Here is an 18,143-nt window from a genome sequence, read left to right as displayed (position 1 = left end):
TCATCTTTGGAAGGGCGGAGGCTGCTATTGTGTTGCCTCCGCCTCTTTTTTTAATTCCTAACTTGCAGCGAAGACTACCGAGAAAGAAAATAAAATTAGAATGCAAACACCTTTTTGGACAGGAGTCTCCACCCGTTACTCGGGAGCGGACAAAACCGAGCAGAAACGCCACGGTTAAAAATTAATCCACCGCGACGATTGCAATCTTCCATTGATCTGCTTGCTGAACAAGCGTTTCGGTATCCATAACGAACGTTCGGCGTGCTTCTACTGCAAGTACACCCGCTTTAACTTGATGCAACATCGCTAATGTTTGCATGCCAACTGTCGGAACATCGATACGGAAATCATGATTCTCGGCAGATGCTTTCGCGACAACCACACCCTTCCTTCCCAAATTGCCGCCCCTTTTAATAGTCGCATCTGTACCTTCAATCGCTTCAATAGCAAGTACGATCTGATTTTTAACGACAACAGTTTGCCCAATATCCATATTCGCGATTTGACGTGCTGTGGTGATACCGAGTTCAATATCGGCTTGTTGGCTTGCGGTAGGTTGTCGTGTTGTTAAAACGCCGGGTTGTGGGAGCAGATCGTGAAGGTAGCGGTCTTGAGGGAGAATCGTGAGTCCAACGGATTCAAGGTAATTGAGGGCTGCGTTGACAATTGCGGCGGGTTTTTCACGTCGGTTCTGAACTAAAATTTTGATCGTAGTCGTATCAATTTGAAATGGGCGAAGCAGGATATTTTTTTCGACCTTACCGATGATCACAACCTCTTTTACACCTGAGTTGAGAAGTGTTCGGGCAATCTTTTGAATTTGTCCGACACCATAAGTGTGGATTTCGGGTGTAATTCCGGCAAAGCGCTGTGCATCAGATTTTGTAATTTGGATGATAACAGGCTTCCGATCATGGGCGACAGCGGCACGAACCAATAGCACCGGCAGCTCACCTGCCCCTGCAATAATCCCCAATTTTTCCATATTTTTGTATTACCTTGCGGTTAAGTCATGTTATTTGAGGGTTTGACAGGCTTCTGTGTAAGGTTGAAGAAACCCCCAAGCAATACGCAGAAATACCGGATTTAGTCTGGGAATAGACTGGATTTAGTCTGGGGTTAGACTAAATCCGTTCCTTGTATTACATTGCAAAAACACCCCTCCATTTTGCGGCGTACTTGAAGAAATCCGCAGAAACGCCCTATCAAAGACCCCAAGCAAATACCCCCAGCAAAAACCCCATAAGCGATCTGCTTCATTACGGGCTTACGTTTCCGATGTTTTCATCAGAAACCCGATACTTAACCATTCAGGATACGATTAGGTTGGCTAAATCCGATGCCACGTTTGGAGGTTTCAATAAATTCAAGCAGGTATTCAACTTCTGGAGTCGCTTCGAGTTCTGCTTTGACTCTGGCGACGGCATGTTTCAGCGGTAGACCGGAGCGGAACAAGATGCGGAATGCTTTCTTTAACTCTGCCAGCGTTTCGGGGGTCAACTGGGACAACGGGTTAATCCGTGATGTTCGAATACCGATACGGTTGAGGCTCCGCACGCGCGACGGTTGACCGGCAGACAGCATGAACGGTGGAATATCCTGTACAATCTTTGAGAACCCGCCTGCCATTGCCATCTTGCCGACACGTACATATTGGTGCAGCGCGGCGTGCGCACCCAATCGAACATCATCTTCAATCACAACATGCCCCGCAAGCGAAACAAAATTTGCCATGATCGTTCTATTACCGACGATGGTGTCATGTGCGAGATTAACCCAATTCATCAGCAGGTTGTTGTCACCAACGATAGTTGAACCCTCTTCAAATGTTGACCTGGAGATAGAGACGTACTCGCGTAAAATATTGCGATTACCGATTTTCACATAACTCCGCCAACCATCGTATTTCAAGTCTTTAGATTGGTTACCGATGGTGGCACCGAAGAAAATCTCGCATTCTTCACCAATCGTTGTCCATTTCTCAATCTGAACATGCGGACCTATCACGGTTCCACGCCCAATATGAACGTCTTCACTGATAAGGCTATAGGGGCCAACCTTAACCCCCTCTTCCAATGTCGCTTTTGGAGAGATAATAGCCGTAGGATGAATATTAGTTTCTAGCATAGATGTTCCTCTCTAATCCTGAAAATCTTGCCAGTTAATATTGGAGGATCGCAACTCAGACAGATGCCAGTACGATTGATAATTCAGCCTCAGTGGCAAGTTCGTCTCCTACATAAACACGACCTTCAATGCGTGCAAGCCTGCTCCGCAATTGTGCAACTTCTATTTCCAGTCGAAGTTGATCGCCAGGGATGACAGCACGCCGGAATGTCGCCTTACTGATTGAACGAAAGTAACCGAGTTCACCCTCTTTACCGATGTCTCGAAGTACGAGCCATGCTGCGAGTTGTGCCAGTGCTTCAATCTGTAGCACACCGGGCATCACAGGCTGCGTCGGGAAATGTCCCTCAAAAATCGGCTCGTTGTAGGTCACGTTCTTAATGCCAACTGCCCGTTTTTTACTCTCATATTCAATGACTCTATCAACCATACACATCGGATGCCGGTGCGGTAACACTTCATAGATTTCCATTACCTCAATAGGTTCTTGAGCGGGTCGCTGTTGAAGGTGTCCTGCCTCAGCGAGGGCTTTCACGAATTCAGCATGGAATGTATGTCCAGTCCGCATAGCGATAACATGTGCCTTTGGGAGGTGTCCAGCGAGATAAAGATCCCCAATCAGGTCTAAGATTTTATGTCGGACGAACTCATCGTCAAAACGGAGTGGTGTACTGGGTTCACCTGCTGCGTTAATAACAAGGACATTATCATAACTCGCGCCTTTCCCGATGCCGAGTGCCTGCAGTGCTTCGATTTCATCCTCAAAACAGAAGCTTCGCGCGGGTGCTATATCACGGGCATACAATTCTGGCGTTATTTTGAATGTTGCTATTTGCGGGGTCGTTTGGGGGTGGGCGTAAACGAATGTCACCTCTAACGCATCAGCAGGCAATAAAACGAGTTGTCTATCTCCTGAGGAAAGTGAAAACGGTTCTGGGACCTCAATAAAATTTCGGGGTGCCTCTTGCGAGGTAAGCCCTACTGTTTGAATATTTTCGACATACGGCACCGCACTCCCATCAAGACCCGGCGGTTCTGGGGCATCCAGTTCCACTATCGCGTTGTCAACACCGAGTCCCCCTAAAGCAGAAAGAACGTGTTCGACGCTACTAACTGTTGTATCACCCTTGCGTAAGCTGGTGCATCGTGGCAAAATGTCTGCCCAGTTTTCCTGACATACCTTCACTTCGGGCGTGTCTACTATATCTACACGCCGAAAGACGATACCGGAATCCACGGGTGCCGGTTTCAAGGTTAATGTCACGGGTTTCCCTAACATTAACCCTTTTCCTGTAATTGTTATCTCGTTTTGAATTGTTTGCTGTGAGTCTGCCTTTTCCATTTTTTATGCGTTATCGGCTATCCGCTATCCTAAAATTTTTTAATGCACATCAGATTTCTCTTTCTGACTGCTGATTGCTGATAGCTATTAACCGTGACAACTATCCCTTCGGTTTATTGTAAAGCATGCCTAACGTTCACGAGAGGCACGCCGAATTTTTCGTATCATCCTGTTATGTTCTGAAAGTGTCTTTGAGAAGTGGTGTTTTCCTTCGCCTATTGCCACGAAATAAAAATAGTCTGTTTTTTCGGGGCGGAGTGCCGCCTTCAGTGAATCAATGCCCGGATTGGCAATAGGGCCCGGTGGTAACCCCCTATGTTTATATGTATTATAAGGCGAGTCAACACTCAAATCTGCTCTCGTTAAGAGTCGTTTTGGATTTCCTAAAGCGTACAGCACTGTTGGATCCGCCTGAAGCCGCCATTTTCGTTTAAGTCGATTATGGAAGACACTCGCGATCCGAGGGCGTTCCGATTTAGATTGCGCTTCCTTTTCGATCACGGAAGCAAGCGTCACGATTTCGTGCTGTGTAAGCCCTAAGTTTTGTGCCTCTTCATCAAATGTTTCGGTCCACCGCTGTTGGAATTCGTTGAGCATCATCCCAACAGCCTTTTCAACCGTTGTCCCTTTCGCGAATTTGTACGTATTCGGGAAAAGGTAACCCTCTACGGTCTTATCTTCGAGTCCATACTGTTTCAACAGACCAGGCGATTCGGTGGCTTCCAGAAATGCCGCAGCTGTGCCGAAACCTGTTGTTTCCCAAAGTTGGGCGATGGCAGATGTCGTTAAACCCTCTGGAACTGTCAAACTAACGAGCGTAACCTGTCCTTTTTCAAATTCATCAACGATGTGCCACAACGCCATATTTCGTCGCAACGCATAAGTGCCTGCGCGTAAACGTCTACCGGTTCCCCTATGTCGGACGATTATACGAAACGCATATTCATTCCGAATTAACTTTTGTTCGAGGAGTCGCTTTGCAATTGATCGCGAACTACTTCCAATGGGCACCTCAAAGTTAACAATCTCTTCCGAAGAGGTGGGAGGTGACATTAGGAATACCGCAATTGATACGCAGATGAGACAGAGCGTGCCGAGACCGCAGAATGTCAATATGCTTATCTTAATTATTCGCTTTTTTTTTCTTGACCCCATGCGTTTTAATCGTAATTGTTGAAAGAACTCAAGTTATAATATTTCACGTTCTGACGGAAAATCAAGCATTAGTATCATTAATGGATGCTGTAGATGCAGTCTCACGATCCTGGTTCAGATAGTCAGTGAGAATGATCACTGCTGCGACCTCGTCAATGAGTTCTTTCTGTTCTTTTGTGTCTTTGTTAAGTTCTCGCAAAATCTCTTCAGCCTCAGCAGTTGTAAAGCGTTCATCCTGAAATTCAATCGGGATGTTGATGACACCCTCTAAACGTTGCGCAAACTTCTGAACTTTTTCCGCTTGTGGACCCATCGAACCATCGAGTGAGAGAGGTAATCCGATAATAACACGTTCTACCTTGTGGATGGAAATAAGGTCTGAGATAGCAATCAGATCGACCTTCCGATTTTTCCGGGTCAGCGTACACAGCGGATGTGCTGCAACACCGAGTTCATCGCTGAGGGCAACGCCAATGCGTATATCGCCAATATCTAATCCGAGTAAAACTGCCATAACGGTTCCCTTTTTGTTTTCCATCGCCTGTTGATAGTTATAGTTGGCTAATTGGCTGTTGGACATTGAATTAGAAGCGACCTGAACGTAAGATAGAGATTACCAATCCGAATCCGAAGAACGTTGCAGTTAAGTAACCCATAATACCGAGAAAGAACTTCCATTCCCAAAGCCCCACACCTTGTAGGATAATTGATGAACCAACAATTAGGGAGGCGATGATCACGCTAAAGGCAATTCGGTTGATAACACGGTCAAATGCCTTAATTACTGCTTCAAGACTCAGATGCTCTAACTCAAATTTGAGAGAGCCGCGTTGTAATTTTTGTAGGATACGACGTAATTGGAGTGGCATATCACGTGCCAGTTCCGTGAAATCTTCCACGGAATCCGCGAGCTGCCGTTCCCAGCGTTTGGTTCCAACATTTTGGACAATGAATTGTGTGATATACGGTTGGCTGAATTTCAAAATATCAAAATCTGGGTTCAGTTTCATCACAACCGATTCCATTGTCGCTACCGTTTTGCCGAGCATTAAGAATGCTGGCGGTGTATGAATTTGATGACGTAGTGATGCATTAAAGACTTCGTGGATCAGTTCACCGAGGCGGAGCCGACTCGGCGGCATATTGAAGTAACGTTGTAAAAAATCGTTCATTTCCAACTTCAATGCCGCTATGTCTGTCTCATCACCAAGGATCCCCATCCGAATGTAACTCCTGACGACAGCATCTGCATCTTTGGTTAACACAGCACTGAGCCAATTGCAGATGTGCCGTAACATATCGTCGCTTATCCTACCCACCATGCCAAAGTCTACTAAGCCGATCTTGCCATCTTCTAAGACGAAAACGTTCCCCGGATGCGGATCCGCGTGGAAAAATCCATCGCTCAGTACTTGTGTGTAGAATAGTTCCACAAGCACTTCAGCGAGTTCCACGCGGTTAAATCCCATCTCGTCTAATTGGACAATCGCGTCAATCGGTACACCGTCAATGCGTTCCAACGTCAAGACACGACGGTTCGTGAATTCCCAATAAACTTTCGGGATCTTCACTTTCGGTGACTCCGAAAACCTATAATAGAAAGCATCAGTATTTGCCGCTTCGATTGTAAAATCGATTTCTTTCCGGACAGAACGCGAAAATTCACGAACAAGTTCAGTCGGTTTGAAGAGATGCATCTCCGGGTCCCGATTCTCAAGCCGTTCTGCTAACTCCATCAAGAGGTTGAGGTCGGTCTGAATAATCGTTGCGACGCGCGGACGTTGGACTTTAACAACTACCGGTTCGCCTGTTTTTAATGTTGCCGCGTGCACCTGGGCAATTGAAGCCGCCGCAAACGGATGCTGTTCGTATGTCCCGAAAACCTCCTCAAGCGGTCGTTTGAATTCTGTTTCGATGGTGGTGCGAACCTCTGAGAAATCAAACGGTTGGGCGTGTTGCTGCAGTTTCTGAAATTCGGTAATCCATGTTAATGCCTCCTCTTGCCCAACGAGTTCAGAGAGGATGTCCACCCGTGTACTAAGGACCTGTCCTAATTTAATAAATGTGGGTCCCAACTCTTCAAACGCGAGCCTTAACCGTTCTGGAACGGATAGCAGTGTCGCCGAAGGGCTGTGATCTGAACCTTTTTTCTTTCTTCCGAGGTGCCACCATTTCGGTTTTTTCTGAGGATGCGCGTCGTCCCTCACCTTTGGTACCAGCACCTTTTTGAACCTAAAACGAGTCGTCCGACCTCGCTCAAAGATTTGAGAGATAATATGTCCAAAGCCGTGTCTTGCGAAGACACTAACAATCTCAGGTAAGCGTTTCGCGCTTTTAAGTTTACGGTTCAGGTTCAGAATGCGCATGAGGTTTCGTCTCTCTATAGGTTTCCCGATTCCACTTTAAATTTTACACGAAAAGTTGTGTGGAGTCAAGGAAAATCTCGCGAAGGCAAAAATTCCGATAGTGGGTTGATAAATTGGTCTTAAGTATGCTATAATTTGAGTATAAAAAATAGAAGAAAGGTGGCAAGCGGTGGCGGAAACTTGCATAGATCGCTCTTTTACTTTTCAGCAAAGGGTCATCGCACACGCGCTATCATAGCCAAAACAGGGAATTAAATGATTAACCATCGTCTCTATTATGGCGATAACCTTGCGATTCTTCAGGAGTATATTCCTGATGAAAAGGTCAACTTGATCTATATTGATCCGCCGTTTAATACAGGAAAACACCAGCAACGCACAGAGATTGAGGTCAAACAGGATACCCAAGGCGATCGCGTCGGGTTTCAAGGCAAAGCATACCGGACCCGCAAAGGCAAAACCACGCGCTATACCGATAGATTTGAGAGTTCAGATGCTTACTTGCAGTTTTTACGTCTTCGTTTTGAAGAGGCGTATCGGGTACTGCATCCACACGGCAGTTTTTTTCTACATATTGATTATAGGGAGGTGCATTACTGTAAGGTAATGCTTGATGGAATCTTCGGGCGCGCGTCATTTATGAATGAGATTATCTGGGCTTACGATTACGGAGGGCGCGCAAAATCGTGGTGGTCACCTAAACACGACAATATCTTATGGTACGCTAAAAATCCTAAGCACTATACCTTCAATTTTGAAGAGATGGATAGGATTCCATATATGGCACCCGGTTTGGTCGGGAAAGAAAAGGCAGCACGCGGTAAAACACCAACCGATGTCTGGTGGCATACCATCGTCAGTACCAGTGGGAATGAAAAAACTGGGTATCCGACACAAAAACCGCTCGGGGTTCTTAATCGCATCGTTAAGGTACATTCATCACCAGATAGCACGCTTTTAGACTTTTTTGCTGGTAGTGGTACATTCGGCGAAGCCGCTGCGCTACATGATCGATCCTCAATTTTAATTGATAATAATATCCCCGCAATTAGGTGTATCATGAATAGGTTAGAGGCTTACGGGATTGAACTCGTTAACGCTGATTACGAGGCGCTCAGCACGCATGCAATAGAATAGACGAATTTGTTGGTCGCTCATGCCGTGTCGGCGCGTTAAGAAACTACTTTTGGCTATCCTTTTTCAAAATAGATGTTTCTAATAAGTATGGATACCAGATTGTAGTTGATCGTAAGAGGGGTCGCTTGATATTTATCGAAAAACGAATGTGATAGGTGTAGGGAGGCATGAATAGTGAAAGGACTTAAGGAAATTTCGGAACAGATTCGAGAGGGGATAACCCAATTTATGGAAGCAGCAGACGGTAGCGAGTCCCTTATTGATAAAGTTATCCTTGATATGAAAAAACGGGTCGCTGCGGCAAAAGATCTCATCGCTACAGCGATCGCAGAGGAGCAGAGACTCAAACGCGCCTATCAAGATGCTATTGATACCGCGGAAACATGGGGCAAACGAGCAGACGCCGCTTTGCAGAAGGAAGACCACGGACGCGCAAGCGAAGCACGGCAACATAAACAACAATATCAGTGCCTTGCAGACGATTATAAACGCCAGATTGATGCTCAAGAAGCAGTTGTTGTCCGTCTCAAGACTGCCCTTCATGAATTTTATCACCAGTTCCAAGACGCAGTGAAACGTGCTGAAACCCTCTGCCAACGCCAGAAACAGGCAGATACGCGTGCGAAGCTCTATAAGTTACTGTTTGATGAAATTGGGAACGATGTGTCCAAAGTCTTCAAACAGGCGGAGCAGAGATTAAAAACGACAGAAGCCGAAGCAAAAATGTGGGAGGACAAGAGTTGCCAGACGACTACCGAAACGGAAATGACGGGAGACAACTTCAATCTGGACCAAGCAATCGCAGACCTCAAAGAGGATGTCTTGGGCAGTGATCGAAAATGATTAACCTCTTGGAGTTGACGAAATATTTCGGCAAGTTGTGTGCCGTTGATGCACTAACATTGCAGGTAGATGCCGGTGAGATTTTTGGATTTCTCGGGCCCAATGGTGCAGGGAAAACGACGACAATCAATATGCTCACAGGCTTACTCCATCCGACATCCGGTACCGCAACGCTTGGCGGGTACGATATTCAGGAGCAGAGTCTACAGGCAAAAGCGATTCTCGGACTGATGCCGGATACGCCGCAGCTTTATGAGGCACTAACGGGTAGGCAGTTTGTCCGTATGATTGCCGATTTGTATGAGGTGCCACCGCGGCAAGCCGAGAATGAGATGGCAATCCTACTTGAGCAGCTTGAACTCGCCGATGCCGCTAATGATCAGATTAAAGGGTATTCCTACGGCATGCAGAAGAAGATTCTGCTGATCTCGCTCCTCGTGCATCATCCGAAAATCCTATTTCTTGATGAACCTACCAGTGGTCTGGATCCGAGAAGCGCGCGCACCGTCAGGGAAATTTTGCGCGAACGCTGTGAACAGGGTTGTACCGTCTTTATGACAACGCATATCCTTGAAATTGCCGAACGGATCTGCGACCGGGTTGGTATTATCAGTAAAGGGCGGCTTATTGCTGTTGGAACGCTCTCGGAATTACAGCAAAAGAAGCGAGACCTCCGAGCGCAGTCCGCCGATGTCAATCAGCAGACAGAAACATTAGAGGATATTTTTCTTGATCTAACGGCGGAATAGTTGTCAGTAAAAGAGGCACTTGATTAACCAAATAACCTCTTAACTGACGACCGATAACTGATGGCTGAAGACTCATAAAAATGTTAAGAAGTATTAAAATTTTACTGAAAGCGGATTGGCAGGGCTGGGGGAATAGTCTTAAACGTGGTGGAGAGACATGGCGGAAAGGCGTTTTAAAAGGCATCGGTTATTTCATCTTCATCGTCGCCTTGTCGGTGTTAGGTAACTCCCTTTTCAGCCATTTGCGGTCCACTGAGGCGAAGCCCGCGCTTCTGTTGGGCGTTATTAACGGGTTCATGGCGTTTGGAATGATTGTTGTTGCCAAGGAGTTGATGGAGAGTTCCCTGAAAAGCCTGTATGAGGCACCGAACACGGCACTCTTACACGCTATGCCGATGCATCCGGTGGCAATTTTCGGATATAAATTTGTTCACTTGACGATGACTCGCCTCCTGAGTATGCTCTGTTTTTTGGGACCGCCGTGGGTAGTATTCGGTCTGGTATTTGGATTGCCGTGGCATTTTTATGTGGCACTATTTCCGACGTGCTTGTGTCTTCTCGTAATAATTGCGAGTTATGTTACCATCAGCGTCATGTTGATTGCCCGTTTCTTTTCATCGGGGTGGCTCCTTGCTACACTCAAGGTGCTCGGTACAGCAATCGGTGTGGGCGTGGGGTTTCTGTTATCGTTGACTCTGTTTACTACATCGGATTTGGTGCCGGTGAAACAACTTTTGCTGGATTGGGTATCCTCGGAGACAGCAGGTGCAGCCGCTAAATGGTATCCACACGAATGGATTGGGGAATTCCTGTTAACCTGGACAACTGAATCCACAATAGGGCTCCGCTTGAGGTGGGCATTGGGCGGTATCGGTGGATGTCTCGTTTCTGTAGGTGTGGTAACTCTCGTCGCGCAACTGATTTATCAGCGCGGTTGGGAAAATATTCGCCAATTGAAAGCCAAGCGCAAACCGATACGGAGCAATGGTGATTCTAAAGCATCACGCCTCAAAGGTATTGCCATAGCAATCGGGCGCGGCAAAATCAGAACTATGATGTTAAAAGATTTTCTGATTTTTGTCAGGCATAGCGGACGGCTAATTGCGACTGTCATGCTCACGCTTTTTTTAGCTATTCATATCGGCGTATTATTCGCACGTGGGGAGGGAGCGGATGCAAACGCTGCTGAGATTCTTACCGTACAGGTCGTACTTTACAGCATTCTTATTACCTTTGGCATCAGTTGCAATGGGCTGCGGGATGAAGCGAAGACATGGTGGATGCTGAAATCTGCGCCTGTCACACCGGATTTGGTGTTTACAAGCAAATTCCTAACCACACTTCTCTGTGCATTGGTGTATGCTGAATTCTGGTCTTTGGTTATTATTTATCTACTCCAAATGCCGAGAGACGTTTGGATGCCGATATTGCTAACACCTGTTATAACGCTCCCTGCGGGGTGTGTATTGAATACGGCGATTGGGACACTGCCGTGGATGGCGGAACTCACACATCAACCGAAGCCGCTCCTGCGGGTTGTTACTTTCACCGTAGTGCTTATTGTTAATATTGGACTTGTAATCGCGCCGGTGATCGCGTGGTATACAAAGAGCATTGTACTATTTGCAGGCTTGATAGTCAGCCTCGCGAGCATATTCGTGGTGTCTTATAAGTGGGGTATCGGGAACCTTCGCAAGTTATTGGTCGCACAGCAATGAGGCCCGTACTACTTGCTGGCAAGGTGTTTTTGCTTGGGTGTTTCCCATAGCAACCTCGCCTATTTGTAACGCATAGGAAAGAGAGAGAAAATGTTGATAGAATACGAGGGTATAACACCAAATGTGGATCCGTCAGCCTTCGTCGCTCCAGGGGCGATGCTTATTGGTGATGTAACAATTGGTGAAGAATCAAGCATCTGGTTTAACAGCGTACTCCGCGGAGATTTAGAACCGATCCACATCGGGTGTCGCACCAATGTTCAAGATGGTACGGTAATACACATGGATAAAGAGATTCCGTGCGTTATCGGCGATGACGTTACGATTGGTCACGGTGCCATCCTCCACAGTTGTACGATTGGCAACGAAGCACTGATTGGGATGGGTGCGATTCTTTTGACGGGTTCGGTAATTGGCGAGCGTGCAATTGTCGCCGCTGGCACACTTGTCCGTGAGGGACAGGAGATTCCAGCCGGGACTGTCGCAATGGGCGTCCCCGCGAAAGTTCGACGTGAGGCGACCGAGGCTGAACTTGAACGCGTCCGGCACGGTAAGGACGATTACATCCTGCGTGGCAAATTAATGCAAAAATCTACTTTGACATCTCAATAGGTACATTTTATCAGTAATAGCGGTTTTTATTTTACGGTAACGAATAAAAAGGAAGATTATGGCAAAACGAACATGTTTGATGATTGGCGGCAGTGGTATGGCCGGTGGCTGGATCCACAACTTCACCAGTAATTTCAGCGATCGGATTGAAATCATTGGATTAGCAGACGTGAATACAGACGTTCTCGCAGCACAAGGCGAGGCGTTAGGACTCAGCACCTCACAACTCTTCACAGACTTTAACGAGGCATGTGCAGAGGTCAAGGCAGATTTTTGCGGTGTGGCGACCCCACCCCAATTTCACAGTCCGGCAGCGATTGCCGCTATGGAAAACGGGATGCCCGTTATCTGCGAAAAACCGATCGCGGACACTTTAGATGCAGCAAAAGCGATGGTACGTACCGCGCAAAAAACGGGGTTACCGTGTGCTATTATCCAAAACTATCGCTATGCCGATAATAAGCAAGAATTGATTCGCATTCGTGATGAAGGCAGATTGGGACGACTCCAACATATTGTAGGCAGATACGCGTGCGATTACCGTCGCTACCTCTCGTGGGGAAAAGCATGGCGGCACGATATGGATTTCGGACTCCTTTTTGAAGGTTCTGTTCATCATCTGGATATGCTTCGATTTCTTTCTGGCGGCGATTGTGATACTTTGATCGGATTTGGCTGGAACCCCGAATGGTCAAGTTTTAAACATTATTCAAGCGGCTTCTATATGATGCGGATGGATAACGGGGTCCACACCTCTTATGAGGGCAACAGTTCCTCCGCAGGCATCATCAATTGTTGGAATTCCGAACACTATCGCGCCGAATTTGAAGAAGGTGCCGTCGAAATCGCAGGCGGAAACCAGATGACTATCCATCGTGTCAGTGGTGAAACGGAAGTCTATGAGGCACCAGCGATCCCTTATCACGCACATCAGCATCTGTTTGATGAGTTCCTGAATTGGCTTGATGGGGGTGAACCTTCTGATACGCGGATTGAAGACAATATCAAAAGTTTTGTGCTTGTCATCGCCGCGATGGAGACGACCCTTGATGGACAGCCGAAGCAGATTGCCGATTACCTCAGCGACTTAGACCACTAAGATTGATGAGTCTGCCCTCGCGAAGGTTGCATATTGAGTAGGTGTTAGCTATGCTCAATCCAAACAGCGAAATACCAACCGTCCTTGAAGACATTCCAGAATCGGAACAGCACGCTTTGCTTGAGAAGGCAGCAACGTGGATTGTGCGGCGCGGTCTGACCGCGCCAGCAATTATCGTTCTGGAGACCTGCAAACCCCTAAACTTTTTGGGCAGTCAATTTTTGATTGCCTTTAGCCCTTTTGTTCAAGCGATTTTCAAAGGTGACGAATACCACAAATTCGCACTCGTCTTGGAAAAGGATGCGAATGTTGAACTCTTAATTGAATTGATTGAGGCACAGTCATGAGTCGGGAGGGACAGCCTCTCCTGTTCGATGTCCGAAAGTGGTTTCCTCTTAGTCCAAAACCAAGCCCGTAATGGAATGGAGGGCGACTCAATAGCGAAAACCGTTAATTCACCAAACAACGAAACTTAACCGCAAGGAAACTTAAAAATATGGCAGTTGAATTGAAGATGCTTCAGATGGATCAGACGATGACCAAGGGGAAAATCGGGAAATGGCTTGTTAAGGAGGGCGATACTGTCACGGAGGGGCAACCTTTATTGGAGATTGAGACTGATAAGGTTGTCCATGAACAGGAATCGCCTACCGATGGTGTTATTGCCCATATCCTTGCTGAAGAAGGCACCAATGTTCCCGTCAACGCGCTGCTCGCTGTTATCGGGGCACCCGGTGAGGAAGTCCCACGCGTCGCGGCAGATACCGCGGTGGCACAGCAAGAACCGGAACCAGAAGAGCCGGCACAACCCGTACAGCCGAAGCCAACACCATCACCGACCACTGTTGCACCAAAAGCCTCCCCAGCAGCACGCCAACTCGCTGAGAAACTCGCTATCAACTTGACCGAAGTCACTGCCTCTGGCCCTGGCGGACGGATCCTTGAGGGCGATGTTCAGCGGTATATCGACTTAAGGGGACCGATGCCAACCGAAACGGCGCGCCTAAAAGCATCTCCGCTTGCACGGCGATTAGCGAAGGAGCATGGTGTTGATCTCAGTTCAATTGCGGGTTCCGGCCCCGATGGCAGAATCGTTCGGGACGATGTGTTACAAGCTGCAAGCACAGCACCAGAAATCTCTGCTGCAGAGGCTCCGGCACTTCAACAGGCAGCAGAAGTCATCGCTATGGACGGCATCCGTGGAATTATCGCAGAACGGATGACCTTGAGTGTTCAGACGAATGCCAGCGTCACGCTTCATACCGAAGCCGATGCAACGGCATTTGTTGAATTACGCGGGATGCTCAACGATAAACTACAGGCAAGGGAGGTAAGTATTACCTACACCGATTTGCTTGTAAAGGTTGTGGCAAATGCTTTGCGGGAACATCCACGACTCAATGCAACACTCACGGATGAAGGGATACACCTATTATCAGAAATTAACATTGGGGTGGCAGTCGCACTGGAGGATGGGTTGGTAGTCCCGGTCGTCCGAGATGCTGACAAAGCGCGGTTATCGGAGCTTTCAACGCAAGTAAAAGATTTCGCTGAACGGGCACGGGGTAATCAGTTGACACCCGGAGAACTTCAAGGCGGGACTTTTACGATTACGAATCTCGGAAACTTTGGGATTGATGCGTTCACACCGATCATCAATCCGCCGGAGAGTGCGATTCTTGGGGTGGGACGGATTCTGAAGAAGCCGGTTGTTCATGAAGATGAGATTGTTGTTCGGAGTATGCTGGCACTAAGTCTGACGTTCGATCACCGGGTTATAGACGGCGCGCCTGCAGCGCAGTTCCTGCAAACGGTTTCCGGTTATATTCAAGACCCGTATTTGTTGTTGGTGTAGGATCTACCAACGTTCTGTCTGTAGAGATTCGACTTCATCAAAGTGTGCGTCTCGTGTGACGAGAATCAAATCATATTGCAAAGCAATTGCTGCAATCCAAATATCATTATTCGGGATGGGTCTACCTTTCCTTCGCAGCCGTTCTTTGATGATTCCGTACCACTGTGCTGTTTCCAAATCACAAGAGATGAGTGGAAATCGCTGCGTAAGCCGGTTGACTTTTGTGAGATTTTCTATAGGTCTATTTGATTTCCGGGCACCGTAGTAGAGCTCACCAATTGCTGGCGAAGGCAAAGACACTTTAGGAGCATTTTGCATTTCGTCTGGAGTGTGGATTATCATATCATCGGCCAACATAGCAATAAGAATGTTGGTGTCCAACAGATATTTACCATTCTGATTCATCGACCTGTCCACAGTCCTCCTCAATCGCTTGTTTTATTTCTTCCAAGTCCTCAGGGGGGAATAGACCTGCTGCAAATTCGAGCAGTTCCTGAAGGGGTATACCTTTTGGAGATTCACCGGACAACTCTAACGTAAAATCTAAAACCTGTCTCTGTTGTCCTGGTGAAAGGTTTTCCAATCGCTGCACAATCTCTTGAATAGTCGTTGGGTTTTCCATTGTGTTGCCTCCTTTTTGATTAAGGGATGGCGTTTTTGTACCTACTGATCTCTTAAAAAGATTTTATCACAGGTCGTATGAGAAATCAACGCTTTTTGATATGCTGTCCTTGCGATAAGGATGCCATTCCGCAGCCTTCCTCAATCGTCTGCTTCATAATTTCCAAGTCTTCCTTCGAGATTGTACCTACAAATTTAAGCAATTCCTTTCCCGGTGTACCTCTTATCGGTTCGCCTAAAAAAGAGAGGACGGAATTCAAAATCTGTTTCTGTTGCCAGGGGGTGAGTTTGTCTAATCGCTGTACAATCTCTTGGATAGTTGTTGGGTTTTCCATCGTGTTGCCTCCTTTTTGCGTAAATCCAGAAACATAATAGAGGTTGGGTAACCCAACCCCTACTATTATACAACGAGAAAATGGCGATTTTCAACGTTAAAACTACCCAATTCCCACTTTCTCAAACATCAAATCTAAATATGATTTTCGATCTCTGAAAGGACTGATAGAACCGCTTTCTGTTTTTTCGTGCCAGTTCAATCGAAGAATGTTATATGCCAACATATTCTTTTCAATCCACTCATCGGATTGTCTGTTTCCTAATTTGGAACTATCGCGTAGCAGCAGAAATGAATTAAGATGGAATGTCCGATCCTGTTTAGCCTCTAATTTTTTTTCGAGAGTGATAAGCGTTTTATCCTCAGATTTTCGAGCCAGTTTAACCTTTGGATGATTTTGATAGCTAAGTGTCTCGTCATCAATAATACCGCGCTGTCCTTTCGGATCTATGAAAAGGATGTGGGTTACCGTTTGCTCCTTATCCACTATCCACAACACAAAATCGGGATAATAACTCCCGTCGTCACTTTCTAAATAAATCCCAATTTTCCCTACATTTCGCATTAGGTAGAATTCATACCGTTTATTCTTCCTGTAGAATTGCTTGATGTAATTTGTTATGTCCTCAACAAATTTTCGTTCACCCGCATTCAACCGGTCTGGTGAGACTTTGACATCATTTAATTTATCGCCGCTGCTTTCCTTTGGGTCTAACAAAAGCGGTATATAAATATGCCGATGATGTGTATCTAAAAATAGGTTTAACTCTTTCTGGATCTGTATTTCTGGATCTATGCGTCTTGCTTTTGATCTGTCACGTTTCTTCTCTGCCTCACTGATTTTAGCAAGAAACTCGTCGTATTCATCGCGATCTTTAAATCCCTTCGTTACCGTATATTCATAGATAAAATCATCCTGATTCAATGGTTCATAAACATAGTTAGCGCTATTGATATGGGCATTGATGCGGTTTCGTAGTTTACGAATGACTTCAATGACAACTTGGCGATTGAGTTGATCTGCCCACGTTATTTTATCTTTATCCGCTTTCCGGTAACGAATTCCCCCAACAAGTGCCAGAAAATCTGAGATAGCGGGTTCGCTATTGCTCTCATGGTAGATTTGCAGATGATTTTTCGCCGCCTCGCGACGGATGATGGTAGCGAGCCTAGCTCGATTCAAATAACAAGAATATTCCTTGTTATATTTCTGCAAATCTTCGTGGATATTCGGTTCTTCCTTCTCTTTGTCTGTTCGGTAATCCAACATCAGTGCTTGCCAATTGTTGATAATCCCATGTTTTTCAGTGTTATCTTCAAAATAGGTATAATTAATTGATTTATCACTGCTGAATACCACGCGCTTGATTGAGTTATCGCTGCTACCAGCTTGCTTAAAGATGGGCAATTTGCTGTTATATTCATTAAAATGAATAGTTGTACCGTTATCTACCTTAAAAAAGGTTGGATTTACTCCAATCTTAAAGGTGTGGTAAATTGGGATACCACCAGCGCGAACTTCCTTAAGAAAATGTTCAAGATAGCTTCGCTGTAAGCTGAAAACGGTTAGCGTTTCTAATCGTCGAATATCACTTTCTTTATCTTTTTTATGCGGAAGTGGGTAGGGGAAGTCTGGATCCTTCTCAATATATCGACGTTTTCCATCTCCACCCTTCCCTTGTAACCGAACACCACGTCCAAAAATCTGTATAATCAGGTTTCCTTTGGAACGTCCCAAATTAATCAGATCAATTACGGAGAGACGGTAAGAATTCCACCCTTCCGCAAACTTGCGGCTCCCAATCAGGACATTTATCGGACTGGTTTCGTTATCAAGATTTTCAAAATGGAGTTTTGGGTTTTCAATTGCCTCAACGCGCGTTTCAATGCTGTCGTTTTCAATACTATTGTAAAAACTCGCAGCATCCCCAATATTGATCATTCCCCACTTTTCGCCATCTCCATAAGAGAGAAGTAACTCGCTATTATTGTCTAGATTACGTGCGACGACCAAGTGACCAATAATGGCACCACCAAAAATGGTTCTGAATTTTTGGCGTTCTGCCTCACTTAGTGCTGCAAGGTAATTGAGAACTTTCTGGATATCAGAAACTTCATCGTTTGTGCCTTCCTCTTTCAGATTTTCGACGGTGTGTCCCATAAACGCCATTAAGGGACGATAGGC

18 protein-coding genes are annotated in these 18,143 nt (G+C 46.2%); 8 read left to right on the top strand and 10 right to left on the bottom strand.

Features of this window, described 5'->3' with window-relative positions; genetic code table 11:
• Positions 1 to 181: 181 nt before the first annotated feature.
• The 6 genes from lpxI to OXH00_18005 form a co-directional block, all read right to left on the bottom strand.
• Positions 182 to 985: a UDP-2,3-diacylglucosamine diphosphatase LpxI gene (lpxI, locus tag OXH00_18030; protein ID MCY3742917.1), complete on the bottom strand. Its 804-nt coding sequence runs from the start codon at positions 983 to 985 to the stop codon at positions 182 to 184.
• A gap of 317 nt (positions 986 to 1,302) precedes the next feature.
• A complete protein-coding gene (gene lpxA, locus OXH00_18025) occupies positions 1,303 to 2,127 on the bottom strand; it encodes an acyl-ACP--UDP-N-acetylglucosamine O-acyltransferase (GenBank protein MCY3742916.1) in 825 nt (274 codons plus the stop codon).
• 55 nt (positions 2,128 to 2,182) lie between these two features.
• Positions 2,183 to 3,469 (bottom strand): UDP-3-O-acyl-N-acetylglucosamine deacetylase, encoded by a 1,287-nt coding sequence (gene lpxC / locus OXH00_18020; protein MCY3742915.1) that lies wholly within the window; start codon positions 3,467 to 3,469, stop codon positions 2,183 to 2,185.
• Between the two features lie 129 nt (positions 3,470 to 3,598).
• A complete protein-coding gene (gene mltG, locus OXH00_18015) occupies positions 3,599 to 4,624 on the bottom strand; it encodes an endolytic transglycosylase MltG (protein ID MCY3742914.1) in 1,026 nt (341 codons plus the stop codon).
• A gap of 61 nt (positions 4,625 to 4,685) precedes the next feature.
• On the bottom strand, positions 4,686 to 5,204 hold the full coding sequence (ruvX, locus tag OXH00_18010; GenBank protein ID MCY3742913.1) for a Holliday junction resolvase RuvX: 519 nt from the start codon (positions 5,202 to 5,204) through the stop codon (positions 4,686 to 4,688).
• 4 nt (positions 5,205 to 5,208) lie between these two features.
• Complete coding sequence (locus OXH00_18005; protein MCY3742912.1) at positions 5,209 to 6,990, bottom strand: AarF/ABC1/UbiB kinase family protein; 1,782 nt, start codon at positions 6,988 to 6,990, stop codon at positions 5,209 to 5,211.
• Positions 6,991 to 7,245: 255 nt separating this feature from the next.
• Here OXH00_18005 and OXH00_18000 point away from each other — a divergent pair, with 255 nt between their 5' ends.
• The 8 genes from OXH00_18000 to OXH00_17965 all read left to right on the top strand — a co-directional run bounded on the left by OXH00_18000 (position 7,246) and on the right by OXH00_17965 (position 15,003).
• Entirely contained in the window at positions 7,246 to 8,127 is an 882-nt protein-coding gene (locus tag OXH00_18000) for a site-specific DNA-methyltransferase (protein MCY3742911.1), read from the top strand.
• Between the two features lie 174 nt (positions 8,128 to 8,301).
• Positions 8,302 to 8,970, top strand: a complete 669-nt coding sequence (locus OXH00_17995) for a PspA/IM30 family protein (protein MCY3742910.1) — start codon at positions 8,302 to 8,304, stop codon at positions 8,968 to 8,970.
• Positions 8,967 to 9,719: an ABC transporter ATP-binding protein gene (locus OXH00_17990; GenBank protein ID MCY3742909.1), complete on the top strand. Its 753-nt coding sequence runs from the start codon at positions 8,967 to 8,969 to the stop codon at positions 9,717 to 9,719. Before OXH00_17995 ends, OXH00_17990 begins: the two co-directional genes overlap by 4 nt.
• Before the next feature lie 80 nt (positions 9,720 to 9,799).
• Positions 9,800 to 11,437, top strand: coding sequence for a hypothetical protein (locus tag OXH00_17985; protein ID MCY3742908.1), 1,638 nt, complete (start codon positions 9,800 to 9,802; stop codon positions 11,435 to 11,437).
• A gap of 90 nt (positions 11,438 to 11,527) precedes the next feature.
• The gene (locus tag OXH00_17980; GenBank protein MCY3742907.1) at positions 11,528 to 12,049 is read left to right on the top strand and encodes a gamma carbonic anhydrase family protein; all 522 of its coding nucleotides are present in this window, start codon (positions 11,528 to 11,530) and stop codon (positions 12,047 to 12,049) included.
• Between the two features lie 58 nt (positions 12,050 to 12,107).
• On the top strand, positions 12,108 to 13,148 hold the full coding sequence (locus tag OXH00_17975) for a Gfo/Idh/MocA family oxidoreductase (protein MCY3742906.1): 1,041 nt from the start codon (positions 12,108 to 12,110) through the stop codon (positions 13,146 to 13,148).
• Positions 13,149 to 13,198: 50 nt separating this feature from the next.
• The gene (locus OXH00_17970) at positions 13,199 to 13,495 is read left to right on the top strand and encodes a hypothetical protein (GenBank protein MCY3742905.1); all 297 of its coding nucleotides are present in this window, start codon (positions 13,199 to 13,201) and stop codon (positions 13,493 to 13,495) included.
• 149 nt (positions 13,496 to 13,644) lie between these two features.
• Positions 13,645 to 15,003, top strand: coding sequence for a dihydrolipoamide acetyltransferase family protein (locus OXH00_17965; protein MCY3742904.1), 1,359 nt, complete (start codon positions 13,645 to 13,647; stop codon positions 15,001 to 15,003).
• A 3-nt stretch (positions 15,004 to 15,006) separates the two neighbouring features.
• Here OXH00_17965 and OXH00_17960 read toward each other — a convergent pair whose 3' ends face one another.
• The 4 genes from OXH00_17960 to OXH00_17945 form a co-directional block, all read right to left on the bottom strand.
• Positions 15,007 to 15,408: a type II toxin-antitoxin system VapC family toxin gene (locus OXH00_17960; GenBank protein MCY3742903.1), complete on the bottom strand. Its 402-nt coding sequence runs from the start codon at positions 15,406 to 15,408 to the stop codon at positions 15,007 to 15,009.
• On the bottom strand, positions 15,392 to 15,625 hold the full coding sequence (locus OXH00_17955; GenBank protein MCY3742902.1) for a hypothetical protein: 234 nt from the start codon (positions 15,623 to 15,625) through the stop codon (positions 15,392 to 15,394). Before OXH00_17955 ends, OXH00_17960 begins: the two co-directional genes overlap by 17 nt.
• Before the next feature lie 85 nt (positions 15,626 to 15,710).
• Positions 15,711 to 15,959 carry a hypothetical protein gene (locus OXH00_17950; GenBank protein MCY3742901.1) on the bottom strand — a complete coding sequence of 83 codons (249 nt, stop codon included), beginning with the start codon at positions 15,957 to 15,959 and terminating at the stop codon, positions 15,711 to 15,713.
• Positions 15,960 to 16,061: 102 nt separating this feature from the next.
• On the bottom strand, positions 16,062 to 18,143 hold a 2,082-nt coding region (locus OXH00_17945), incomplete at its 5' end, for a hypothetical protein (GenBank protein ID MCY3742900.1).

Source organism: Candidatus Poribacteria bacterium (assembly GCA_026706025.1).
GTDB lineage: Bacteria > Poribacteria > WGA-4E > WGA-4E > WGA-3G > WGA-3G.
The sequence above is the reverse complement of the archived record's forward strand: the minus strand, read 5'-3'. Positions and strand labels throughout refer to the sequence as shown.